The following is an 11,784-nucleotide window of genomic DNA, read 5'->3' on the forward strand; positions in this document are numbered from 1 at the left end:
CACGTGACCGGCAAGTAGGGATGTTTGACTCTGTCGGGGGCGATCAGGACCGTCCAGGATCTGGCTCATGGCCAAGAGAAGACTGAAGAACAGGAAGATCAGGACCGTCGCGATCGGATCGGCTCTCGTGACCGGCGGAGCCGTGGCCACGGTACTGCTGCCGTCGGCGAACGCCGCCGACGAGAAGACGCCCGAGCAGATCATGACGATGTGCCAGCGGGCGAAGGTACTCGACGGCAAGCAGCAGTCCATCTTCGATTTCGGCGGCCACCCGATCGCCGGACCGGGATTCGCGTCGGACAACTGCGAGTTCGTCGAGACGGACTTCGAGACCTTCGACGGACCGACCGAAAAGGCCTCCATCGACTTCCCCAACTGCGAACCCAACGCCACCGAACCGGCGAAGGTGTCGATCAGTTGGTCGGCGACGACGGCACAGGGCCAGGGCAAGTACACCGTCACCCAGCAGGGCGGCGGCGGAGGACTCTTCGGAGCCCTGAGCGGCTCCTGGGTCAAGCACAAGGGCACCCTCGACCTCACCCTGACGTCGGCGACCGCCAGTGACACGGAAGAGCGGGAGGTGCCGGTCGGCAAGGTGCTCCACATGGAGTTCACGCCCAAGATGCAGCGCATGACGGGCGAATGGCGGGTGCGGATCGACGCCCGCGCGGCGACGACCACCACCAACGCCACGCCGGAACAGAACTTCGTGGCACCGGAGGTCGTCGAGGGGCCGGTCATGCTGCCGGGCGCCGCAGGCGCTCCCGGTGTCGTGGACGGCACGTCCAGGCCCGTGCTGACCGATTGCTGACACCCCGCGCACCCCTTCCCCCACCCCCTTTCCCCCACAGGAGAACCCCATGACAAGCGCCGGCCGCAAGAGAAGCCACCGGAGCAGGAAGAAGCGCATCACCCTCGCCCTGGCCCCGGTGGCGGCCGTCGCGGTGGCCGTACCGCTGATGAACCCGGCCGGTGCCGCCACCCCTTCCGAAGTGAGCGCCGACTGTTCGGCGGACTCCGACAGGCTGGAGAACTGCGAGTTCGTCGACGTCCAGTTCAAACGGGACAACCTCGGGCCGAACCAGCGGGTCTCCCCGGTGTCCGACAACTGCGGATCGACGAGCACCGCCTCGAAGACCTTCGATGTGAGCACGTCCGTCACCAGGGTCGTTCAACTCGAGGACGGATTCACGGCCGGCGCCGACACGAAACTCGGCAACTCCTTCTTCGAGATCGGCCTGAAGTTCAGCACCTCGGACATCAACATCACGCGTGACGACAAGGCGACCGGCCTGGCGTTCAGCAGGACGGACACCGTGCAGGCGGACAGCATCGCCTTCTTCATGTGGTCCGCGAAACGCACCGACGTGAGCGGATTCCTGCGGGCCACGTACAAGGAGCCGCAGAACGGCCGGAAGGTGTTCTTCTCGCCGAGTGAGGGCGGCACGAGTGTGCACGTCTTCTATCCGCAGATCCTGAAGAACGGCACCCCCGACGGGCGCCTGTGGCTGCGCAACGTGAAGTGCGGGACGCCGGAGGCCGCGGGGCTGCTGAACTCCACGCGCGCCCTCAGGTCCGAACCGGGCTTCGGTGAGGGCGGCGAGAACGTCACCGACGTCGACATCCCCCTCTCGGAGATACCGGCGCCGTAACCGGGCGCACCGGAGGTTCTCAGACGCGAAGCATGGGCGCGGCTCCCACCCACCTCAGGACCGCGTCCGTGCTGCCGCGTGCGTCCAGCTTGGCGTAGATGTTGCTGAGGTTGTTGCGCACGGTCTTCTCGCTCAGCCGTAACCGCAGCCCGATCTCCTTGGCGCCCAGCCCGGTCGACAACAGTTCCATGATCTGGCACTCGCGCGGGGAGAGCAGCGTCCGCAGCCGCTCCATCGCCGCCCCGCCCTCGGACAGCCGCCGCAGTCCTTCCCGCAGGGCCGCGCAGGCCGCCGGGGAGAGGCAGGTGTGCCCGGCCGTGGCCCCCACGACGGCTGAGGAGAGCATGCGGGCGCAGTGGTCACCCTCGACCAGATAACCCGCTCCCGCGCGGAAGACCTCGATGATCGTCCTGTAGTCCCGGCGAGGGCTGACGACGATCACCGGAGCCGCCGTACGCTCGCGTACGGCGGGCAGACCGGACGCCGTGTCCGACGGATCCTCGCAGCGCAGGAGCACCACTTCCACGCCCCGGAGAGTCCGGAGCTCCTCGAAGGGCGGAGTCACCCGCACCGTCCGCCCCACGCACGGATCGTCCGGTGCCGGCCAGCCGGTGTGCGGCCAGGCGCCCTCGGGGCAGGCGAGGGCGACGGAGACTGACTGGGAAGTACGCACGTCGTTGTGTCCTTCCACCGGATCCGTGGGTCCGTACGTGCGTATATACGCGACGCGACGCGGACATGTTCAATCTTTCAAGGATTCTCGGCCCCCTGGTCGACGGCTGCGTGCTTCAGGTCCACGGGTTCGCGGAGCACGGCGTCGCGGTGGCGGCCCCGGTGGCGGGCACCTCCGGGACGATCAGCTCCTGGCCGGGGCTCAGCACGGGTTGGTCCAGGAAGTTGAGCGCCATGAGGTAGGGGACGTTCGTCCCGTACCGGCAGGCGAGTTCGGGCAGGGTGACGTTCGGCGGCACCCGGATCGTGCGGTGGGAGACGGCATCCTGGCCACTGGGGCTGGGCAGGGGCAGGCAGACGTACTGGTACGGCCGGTACCCGGACGGGCATGTCGGTGTCCGCGGCTCCAGGGTGGGTGTGAACACCGGTGGCGTGGTGCGATCCGGCGGCGGGAGATGAGAGATCCGGTAGTTGCCGTAGAACAACAGCAACGTCACCACGGACGCCAGGAAGGCTCCCACCTGAAGCTTTCGCGGCGGGCCGGCGGGGCGTCCCCGGCCGGCCGGCTCGGCGGGCCGGGCCGGGCCGGCGGCCCGGGACGGAACACCGGCGGCGGGACCGGCCGAGGCGAGCGGGGTCTCCAGGGCGACCTCACAGCGCAGGAGCGCGGACCGGAGCCGGGCCACCCGCCCGGGGCCCTCGACCGCACCGGCCACCGCCTCCAGCGCCGTGACCGCGTCGGTGTCCGCCGGGACCGGCACCCCGGGCCGCCCGGTCCAGTCGGCCCGCCAGCCCGCCCGGCCGGCGTCGACCAGGCTCTGGCCCACGAGCACCCGTAAAGCCACCGCGGACCGCTCCTCGCCGAGATCACCCCACTGCCGGGCACCCCAGCGGACGTCCCGCAGCGCCTGCGCCAGTTCCTCGCCCCGGCCCGCTTCGACGAGGTCCAGGACACCGCCGAGCGTCCGGCGGGAGCGCGCGAGGAGTCCCAGGGCCGCGTCCAGATCCGTCACGGCACGGACGGTTCGCCACTCCTCCGCCCGGGCCCGCCATTCCCGCCAGGGAACCGTGGACGGCTCCCCGTCCGGGGGAGCCACCTCGGACAGCAGCGCGGTCAGCACACCCTCCGGCAGGGTGCCCGAGGGGCCGAGCAGCGCCGCGGCGGGTCGTGGGTCACCGTGGTCCGGCGACGACGGGCACCGCTGAAGCGCCTGGAGCCGCTCGCGGAGCGGCGGGTGCGAGTCGAACAGCCGCCGCCGCTCCTGCGGGCGCTCCCGGCACCGGCGGTCCAGCACCGGGCGGTACCCGGCGTCGGTGAACATCGCGGTGAAGGCGGCCATCGGGTCGTCGGGCAGCCGGCCGGCCTCGGCCATGGGGGTGAGGTAGCGGGCGCGGAAGTCCTCCCAGGCGCCGGCGACCGTGCCGATGGCGCACAGGGCGTCGGCCGTCGCCCGGCCCCCCGCGACCGCGGCGGCCGCCGCGTCGGCCTCCAGCTCCTGGCGGCGCCGGACCGCGAAGGACAACGCCCGGTACATCCAGGCGTACGCGGAGACCGTCAGATGCTGGAAACCGGTGTAGACGGTGACGACGGGGTTGCCCACCTCCGGTCGTGCGAAGCTCTGCTGTGCGCGGTCCAGAGCGACCGCCCCCTGGTACACGGTCGCGGCGAAGCGGGTGTGGCCGTGCGAGTAGTGGCCCAGTTCGTGGCAGAGCACCGCGCGCAGTTCGTCCGCCCGCAACGCGGCCAGCAGCGGCAGCCCGACGTACAGGCACCGGCCGCCGCCCTGGGAGGGGCCCTCGCCGACCGCCGCGTTCGGCTCCAGGGTGACGCGGATGTCCGTGGGGATCGGCGCGTCCACCGCGTCCGCCAGCTCCATCACCGTCTCCCACAGCTCGGGGGCGTCGTCCAGGTCGACCGGCGTGGTCCCGGGACGGGGCCGGTGGCGGTCCGGAACGAAGACCTTCGTCAGCGCCAGAGCCGCCAGCACGCCGAACACGGCGTAGAACGGCGACATCGGCCAGCCCCACCGGGTCTCCGGATCGAACATGATCCGCATCATCTGCGCGCCGAAGACGGCGTAGCCCACGGTCAGCGCGACGGCCAGCAGGTAGAAACCCACCACCAGGGTCAGCGCGAGCAGGGAGCGCAGGGCGGCCGTCACGCCCGGTCCCCCGTCCCCCCGGGCCCGGTCGCCCGGGTCGCCCCGGCCGTCCCGGTCACCGCGGCGAGCACCGCGTCCAGCGCGTCCGACCGGGCGGCGACCCCTCCGCGCAGCCACAGCTCGGTGCGCCGCAGTGCTCCGGCCAGCGGATCCGCCGGTTCCGGCCCCGCGACCCGGTTCGCGGCGGGAGCGTCCCGGAAGGCGCCGGACGGCACCAGTTCGTCCCAGCCGTGCAGTCCGTCCCGGTCGCCCCCGCCCTCGTCGTCCACCATGCCGAGCCCCTTCTCGAGGTGCCTGCGGGCCCTGAACACACCAGCCGCGACCGAGCCCCGCCGCAGGCCCAGTTCCTCGGCGATCTCCGCCTGCGTCATCCCCTCCAGGCAGTGCAGGACCAGCACGGTCCGCTGCCGGGGCGGCAGCCCGGCCAGGGCGGACAGCACGGCGCGCGCCTCGGCCGTCTGTTCCACGCTCGCCGTCGGCGGCGGCTGGGGCAGCCGGGTCTCGGCCGAGCGGCGCCGGGCACGACGGCGGCCGGCCGCCCACAGCCGCTGGCGGACCACCCGGTACACCCAGGCGTCGGGCGCGTCGTAGGCACGCAGCCGCTCCCAGCGGCGGAACGCCTCCGCGTACCCCTCCTGGACGGCGTCCTCGGCGTCCTGGCGGTGGCCGCACAGCAGGAGGGCACGTGCCAGCATGCCGGGGTACGAGCGCTCGAAGAAGCCCGCGAACCCCCCGTCGGCCGTCTCGCCGGCCTCCTCGATCCCCGCCCTCTCCGCCCTCTCCACCTTCTCCGTCGTCATCCGCGTGCGTCCTCTCCCCGTGCCTGCCTCAGCGCCAGCCGCGCGCGGTCCGCTCCGCGGTGTTCCAGGACGAGTCCGTCGTGTCCGCAGGCCCGGGCCAGCATGACGAGCCGCCGCCGTTCCCGGCACATCAGGCAGAAGATCAGCACCCTCGGGAACGCCGTCACCACGCCCACCAGGGCCACTACGGTTACCGTGTCACGCATCGGGCAAGCACTCTCCTGTGTCCGGGGACGAATGGTGTGTCTGCCCAGTAACAGCACCTGAGCGGCAGAGTGTTTACCCGCACTTCGGGAATTCCCGCAGCACGCCCCGGCGACACCCGGTATCGGTGCCTCCCGGCCCGCCGGTATGCGCCCGCAGCGGTCCTTGCACCAGGAGGGTCCGATCAGGTCGCGTGGTCTGGTGCCGTGCATCGCGAGGCGCCGGAGGCCCCTGGACGGGGGTGCCCCGTTCTCGTGGAGGTCCGGCGCCGGTGACGGGCCGCGTGACCCGGGCGCTCGCAGGGCGAGGCCCCCTCAGAGCAACGGCCCCACCTCGGCTCCGAACGCGGCGATCTGGTCGACGAGTTCGCGTCTGCCCCGGCTGCGGAACCGTACCTGGATCTGGTGCACGCCCATCGCCCGGTACGCCCGCAGCGACTCGGCGAGCTCCTGGGGCCCGCCGGTGAGGGTCCGGCGCCCCGCGTCCCATCGGGGCGTGCCGACGTACAACGGCTCGACGATGGCGCCCACGGTGAACGCGCCCTGGACATGGGCCTTCTCGCGCAACTCCCTGATGCGTGCGATCTGTGCGGGCAGCCGGTCCCTCGGATCCCCCTGCGGGAGCCACCCGTCGCCCTTGAGCGCGGCCCGTCGTACGGCGGCGGGCGAGGAGCCGCCGACCCACAGGGGGACCCGGTCCTGCACCGGCCGGGGCCGCTGCCCGAGCCCCTCGAAGTCGTAGAACTTGCCGTGGTGTTCGGGGAACTCGTCCGGCCCGAGCGCGGTGCGCAGGGCGTCGACGCACTCGTCGAGCACGGCCCCGCGCCCGCGGAAGTCGACGCCCAGGGCCTCGAACTCCTCCTGGACGTGCCCGGCGCCGACCCCGAGGACCAGCCGGCCGCCACTGAGATGGTCGAGGGTGGCGTACTGCTTGGCGGTGAGCAGGGGGTGGCGCAGCCCGACGATCGCGACATGGCTGAGCAGCCGGACGCGTTCGGTGGCGGCGGCGAGGAAGGCGAGGGTGGCGACGGGGTCGTACCAGACGGTGCTCATGGCGGCGGCGAGCCGGCGGGGGATGCCCACGTGGTCGCAGCCGGCGAGGTAGTCGAACCCGGCCCGGTCGGCGGCGCGGGCGATCTCCAGCAGGTCCTCCGGCCCGGCCTCCGCCTCCCATCCCTCGGCGTAGAGGGTGCTCTGCGACTGGACGGGAAGCTGCATCCCGTACCGCAGGCTCACCGCGCGCCGCCGGCGCCCGGCCACAGCCCCTCGGCCGTCAGCCCGAGCAGCTCGATGGCGTTCCCCCGCACGATCCGCTCGACCACGTCCGGCTCCAGGTGCCCCATCTGCGCCTCGCCGACCTCGCGGGACTTGGGCCAGGTGGAGTCGGAGTGCGGGTAGTCGGTCTCGTAGAGGACGTTGCCGACGCCGATGGAGTCGAGGTTGCGCAGGCCGAAGGCGTCGTCGAAGAAACAGCCGTAGACGTGCCCGGCGAAGAGTTCGGACGGCGGCCGGTGCACCTTGTCGGCGACACCGCCCCAGCCGCGGTTCTCCTCCCACACCACGTCGGCCCGCTCCAGGATGTAGGGGATCCAGCCGATCTGCCCCTCGGCGTACATGACCTTGAGGTTCGGGAACTGCTCGAACTTGCCGCTCATCAGCCAGTCGACCATGGAGAAGCAGCAGTTGGCGTACGTGATGGTGGAGCCGACGGCGGGCGGGGCGTCCGCGGAGGTGGACGGCATGCGGCTGCTGGAGCCGATGTGCATGGCGATGACGGTGCCGGTCTCGTCGCAGGCGGCGAGGAAGGGGTCCCAGTCGTCGGTGTGGATGGAGGGCAGCCCGAGGTACGGCGGTATCTCGGAGAAGGCGACGGCCCGGACACCGCGGGCGGCGTTGCGCCGGACCTCCGCCGCCGCCAGTTCGGCGTCCCACAGGGGGATGAGGGGCAGGGGTATGAGCCGCCCGTGCGCGTCCGGGCCGCACCACTCCTCCACCATCCAGTCGTTGTAGGCGCGCACGCAGAGCAGGCCCAGCTCGTGGTCCTTCGCCTCGGTGAAGGTCTGGCCGCAGAAACGCGGGAACGTCGGGAAGCACAGGGCGGACTGGACGTGGTTGACGTCCATGTCGGCGAGCCGCGCGGTGACGTCGTAGGACCCGGGCCGCATCTGCTCGTACGTGATGACCTCGAGCTTGATCTCGTCCCTGTCGTACCCGACCGCGGTGTCGAGCCGGGTCAGGGGCCGCCTGAGTTCCTCGTAGACCCACCAGTCCCCGACGGGTCCGTCGTCCCCGGGCTGCCCCATGACCGGCCTGAAGCGGCCGCCGAGGAAGGTCATTTCCTTCACGGGAGCCCGGACGATCCGCGGTCCGACGTCCCGGAACCGCTCGGGAAGCCGGTCCTGCCAGACGCCCGCGGGCTCCACGGTGTGGTCGTCCACGGAGATGATCAGCGGAAACGTGCTGTCGTGGGTGTCCATGGCGCTCACGGTAGCGCCGATCTGACGGTGCGTCAGCTATGCGGTACCGGAGCGTTTGGGGCTCCAGCCCCTGCCCGTACCTGCCGCCGGGTTCTGGACACACCTCGGCCGCGACGGCTCCCCCTCCGCGCCGCCGCGGCCGAACCCCGTGTGGTGGTGGACTACTTCGCCGGCTTGAAGGGCTCCGACGTCGCGTGCAGGTCCTTGACCTCGAGCGGCTCCCCGGTGGCGTGCAGGTCCTGCTTCTTGACGGCGCCCTCGTCCGTGGCGTGCAGGTCCTTGGTCTCCAGCGGCTCGTCGGTGGCGTGCAGGTCCTGCGGCTTGAGCTCGTCGCCCATGATCGTCACTCCCCTTGGCATGGTTCACGCAGTGAGGTCGGTGGGCCCGCCCGGTCACTCCCCCGAGGATGACCGGGCGGGCCCACCCGGGCCGCTCGCCCCGGATCACCGGAGCGAGGCCCGTGCGGTGACCCGTCTGCCCCCCGACGCGACGGATCGACTGCGTCCATGATGGCGTGGGGCGATAAACGAATGATGAACGCCTCCACGGCGGCTCAGGCCGCCTGCACCGGGGACAGCAGCGCACGCACCTCGGCGGCCTCCGGAGAGCCCAGCTCCTCGTAGATCGCGGCCGCTTCCTGCCAGCAGACCTGGGCCCGGCCGGTCTGGCCGATGCCGCTGAGCGCGCGTCCGAGGACGGTGAGGACGTTGCCCCGCCGCCACTCGCCGCCGATCCCGCGGAGCACCGTGAGCGCCATCTCGGCGTTGGCGGCGGCCCGTGCCGCGCGCCGGGCGGCGAGGTCCACCTCGGCCAGCCGGAACAGGCTCATGCCCTCCCAGAGGCGCTGCCTGCTGTCGCGGAACACCTCCAGCGCCTCCCGGAGCCGGTCGGCCGCGTTGCCCAGCTCCCCGCTCTGGGTGAGGGCGAGCCCCAGGGCGTAGCGGGCGTTCGCCCCGCGCATGGAGTTGCCCATGACGTCGTAGATGCCGATGCCCTCCTGGGCCAGTGAGACCGCGCTCTGGGTCCGCCCGGTCGCGAGGTGGATCCGGGAGAGGTTGCAGAGCGCGGAGGCCTCGCCGGGGCGGTCACCCAGGGCCCGGAAGTGCTCGATGGCCCGGGACAGGTGTTCCTCGCCGTCCTCGTGCCGGTTCTGGTACAGCGCGATGATGCCGCGCGCGTTGCGCGCCCAGCAGACGGGGAGCAGGTCGTCGGACTCCTGCGCGAGGCGGATGGCCCGTTCCGCCTCCTCCTCGGCCCGTTCGAAACGGCCGCTCACGTGGTGGACGTTGACGAGCGTCATCAGCGCCCGAGCCTCGGCCCGCCCGAGGCCGTGCGACCGGGCCGCGTCGACGAGCGCCCCGGCCGTGGCCTCGTACTCGCGGGAGTTGGCCCCCGACTCGGAGAGGTCGTGCGCGGCCCACAGCATGTCGATGGCCCGGGGGAGCGTCTCCGGCCGCCCCGCGGACTGCCGTACGCACGCGAGGAGGCAGATGGCCTCCGCGTACAGCCAGTCCTGCGCCGCGTGCCGGTTGTCGAACCGCAGGCCCGGATACGACGTGGGCTCCAGGTGATCCACCAGCCGGTCGCCCGGCCGCTCGATCGCGTACACGCCCGCCGCGGACGCCAGGTAGAAGTCCAGCAGCCGGGACAGCGCCGACCCCCGCTCGCTGGGCGGCAGTTCGTCCCTCTCCGCGCAGGCACGCGCGTAGAGCCGCACCAGGTCGTGGAAGCGGTAACGGCCGGGGGCGGCCGATTCGAGGAGGGAGGTGTCCACGAGGGACTCCAGCAGGTCCTCCGTGTCCTCGGCCGGCAGGTCCAGGACGGCCGCCGCGGCGGCGAGGGAGATGTCGGGGCCGTCCGCCAGGCCGAGCAGGCGGAACGCGCGGGCCTGGGCGGGTTCCAGCTGGCCGTAGCCGAGCTCGAAGGTCGCCTTGACGGCCAGGTCGCCGGCCTGGAGTTCGTCCAGGCGGCGGCGCTCGTCGGCGAGCTTCGCCGCGAGGACCGACACCGTCCAGGTGCGGCGGGCCGCCAGGCGGGACGCCGCGATGCGGATCGCCAGCGGCAGGAAACCGCAGGCCGCCACCACGTCCAGGGCGGCCTTCCGCTCGGACGCCACCCGCTCCTCGCCCACGATCTTCGTGAACAGCGCCAGTGCCTCGTCCGGGGACATCACGTCGAGGTCGATGAGGTGGGCGCCCGCCAGGTCCACCATCCGCACCCGGGAGGTGACCAGCGCGGCGCAGCCGTCCGTGCCGGGCAGCAGGGGGCGTACCTGGGCGGCGTCCCGGGCGTTGTCCAGCAGGACCAGCACGCGGCGGCCGGCCAGGACCGAGCGGTACAGGGCCGCGCGCTCCTCCAGGGAGTCGGGGATCGCCGAGTCTGCCGTGCCGAGGGCACGCAGGAAGGAGCCCAGGACGGCCTCCGGTTCCGCCGCCCGGGCGCCCGCGCCCTGCAGGTCGACGTACAACTGCCCGTCCGGGAACGTCGCGCGGGCCTGGTGGGCCACGTGTACCGCGAGGGTCGTCTTGCCGACGCCGCCGATCCCGGCCAGGGCCGAGACCGCCATGACCCGGCCCTCGGCGGAGGCGAGGATGTCGCCGAGTTCGCGTACGAAACCGGTGCGGCCGGTGAAGTCCGGTACCGTCGCGGGCAGTTGTGCCGGGCGTACCGGGACGGAGGCCGGCTCGGGGGCCGGGGAGGACGGCTCCGCCAGCCCGGGGTCCGCCTGGAGGATCCGCTGCTGCAGCTCGCTCAGGCCGGGGCGCGGGTCCACGCCGAGTTCGTCGGCGAGCAGACGGCGGGTGTCGGCGTACACGGCGAGTGCCTCGGCCTGGCGACCGCTGCGGTAGAGCGCCAGCATCAGGAGCTCGCGGAGCCGCTCGCGCAGCGGATGGGCCGCGGTGAGGGCCGTGAGCTCCGAGACGGCCTCGGCGTGGCAGCCCTGCTCCAGGTCCATGTCCAGGCGCGATTCGAGGAGCTGGAGCCGCCACTCCTCCAGGCGGACGCGCTGGGCCTCCGCGTAGGGGCCCGGCACTCCGGCGAGGGTCTCCCCGTCCCACAGGGCGAGGGCGCGGCGCAGGGTGTCGCGGGCGTGGCAGAGGTCGCCGGTGGAGCGGGCCTTCTCCGCCTCGGTCGCGAGGTCCTGGGCGACGGTGAGGTCCAGGGCGCTCTCGGCGAGGCCGCGGACCGCGTAGCCGCCGGACTCGCTGACCAGGGCGGTGGGGGCGGTGGTGCCGGTGCCGCCCGACCGGCGTCCCGCACCGCCCGGGTCCAGCACCTTGCGCAGGCGGGAGGCGTACGTCCGTACCGCCGCCAGTGCCTGCGAGGGCGGTTCCTCGCCCCACAGGGCGTCGATCAACTCCGCCGCCGTGGCCGTGCGGCCCTCGCGCAGCAGCAGGGCGGCGAGCAGGGCGCGTTGCTGGGGGGACCCGGTGGCGACCGGCTCGTCACCGCGCCAGGCGCGCACGGGGCCGAGCACGCTGAAGCGCAGGGTCGCGGACTCCGCCGGCTTCTCCGGCCCAGCCGTCGTCGCCGGCTCGGCGCGGGCGGCCGGCGACATCGGCGTGAGGTCGGGACGCCGCTGCTCCGGCGTGCGCGGCACACCGTCCGGTACACCGTCCATGCAGTCCCCCTAGACATCCTGAGCAACCACGCCAGTTTGCCTTGTTGACGGCGGATACGTCAGCCGTGCGAGACACCGATCACAGGGCGGCGCACGGGAGTCCACCAGGTCTGCACACTCTCTCCCCACACGGGCGGCCAGGGCCCCTTACGGAGGGGGAGTCGGAGCGTCCGGGCAGGACGACACGGTGCCGTGC

At 72.7% G+C, this 11,784-nt stretch carries 10 protein-coding genes; 2 read left to right on the plus strand and 8 right to left on the minus strand.

All coding sequences use genetic code 11. The features are described from left to right. The first annotated feature begins 67 nt into the window (after nt 1-67). Nucleotides 68-811 carry a hypothetical protein gene (locus ACFU3E_RS00665; RefSeq protein WP_384149833.1) on the plus strand — a complete coding sequence of 248 codons (744 nt, stop codon included), beginning with the start codon at nt 68-70 and terminating at the stop codon, nt 809-811. Between the two features lie 49 nt (nt 812-860). Further along, nucleotides 861-1,652: a hypothetical protein gene (locus ACFU3E_RS00670; protein ID WP_384149836.1), complete on the plus strand. Its 792-nt coding sequence runs from the start codon at nt 861-863 to the stop codon at nt 1,650-1,652. A gap of 19 nt (nt 1,653-1,671) precedes the next feature. On the opposite strand, the gene ACFU3E_RS00675 is transcribed toward ACFU3E_RS00670, so the two are convergent. The 8 genes from ACFU3E_RS00675 to ACFU3E_RS00710 form a co-directional block, all read right to left on the minus strand. Then, nucleotides 1,672-2,325 carry a response regulator transcription factor gene (locus ACFU3E_RS00675; RefSeq protein WP_384149839.1) on the minus strand — a complete coding sequence of 218 codons (654 nt, stop codon included), beginning with the start codon at nt 2,323-2,325 and terminating at the stop codon, nt 1,672-1,674. Between the two features lie 115 nt (nt 2,326-2,440). After that, nucleotides 2,441-4,486 carry a M48 family metalloprotease gene (locus ACFU3E_RS00680; protein WP_384149842.1) on the minus strand — a complete coding sequence of 682 codons (2,046 nt, stop codon included), beginning with the start codon at nt 4,484-4,486 and terminating at the stop codon, nt 2,441-2,443. After that, the gene (locus tag ACFU3E_RS00685; protein ID WP_384149845.1) at nt 4,483-5,286 is read right to left on the minus strand and encodes an RNA polymerase sigma factor; all 804 of its coding nucleotides are present in this window, start codon (nt 5,284-5,286) and stop codon (nt 4,483-4,485) included. Before ACFU3E_RS00685 ends, ACFU3E_RS00680 begins: the two co-directional genes overlap by 4 nt. Continuing rightward, nucleotides 5,283-5,492 carry a hypothetical protein gene (locus ACFU3E_RS00690; protein WP_384149848.1) on the minus strand — a complete coding sequence of 70 codons (210 nt, stop codon included), beginning with the start codon at nt 5,490-5,492 and terminating at the stop codon, nt 5,283-5,285. The genes ACFU3E_RS00685 and ACFU3E_RS00690 overlap by 4 nt, the downstream gene beginning before the upstream one ends. 312 nt (nt 5,493-5,804) lie before the next feature. Beyond that, entirely contained in the window at nt 5,805-6,707 is a 903-nt protein-coding gene (locus ACFU3E_RS00695) for a TIGR03619 family F420-dependent LLM class oxidoreductase (RefSeq protein WP_384149851.1), read from the minus strand. Between the two features lie 14 nt (nt 6,708-6,721). Beyond that, complete coding sequence (locus ACFU3E_RS00700; RefSeq protein WP_384149853.1) at nt 6,722-7,966, minus strand: amidohydrolase family protein; 1,245 nt, start codon at nt 7,964-7,966, stop codon at nt 6,722-6,724. A 161-nt stretch (nt 7,967-8,127) separates the two neighbouring features. Beyond that, entirely contained in the window at nt 8,128-8,304 is a 177-nt protein-coding gene (locus ACFU3E_RS00705; protein ID WP_384149856.1) for a hypothetical protein, read from the minus strand. 215 nt (nt 8,305-8,519) lie between these two features. Then, nucleotides 8,520-11,588 (minus strand): BTAD domain-containing putative transcriptional regulator, encoded by a 3,069-nt coding sequence (locus ACFU3E_RS00710; RefSeq protein WP_384149859.1) that lies wholly within the window; start codon nt 11,586-11,588, stop codon nt 8,520-8,522. Between the last annotated feature and the right edge of the window lie 196 nt (nt 11,589-11,784).

The organism is Streptomyces sp. NPDC057424 (assembly GCF_042803315.1).
In the GTDB taxonomy this organism is placed as follows: domain Bacteria; phylum Actinomycetota; class Actinomycetes; order Streptomycetales; family Streptomycetaceae; genus Streptomyces.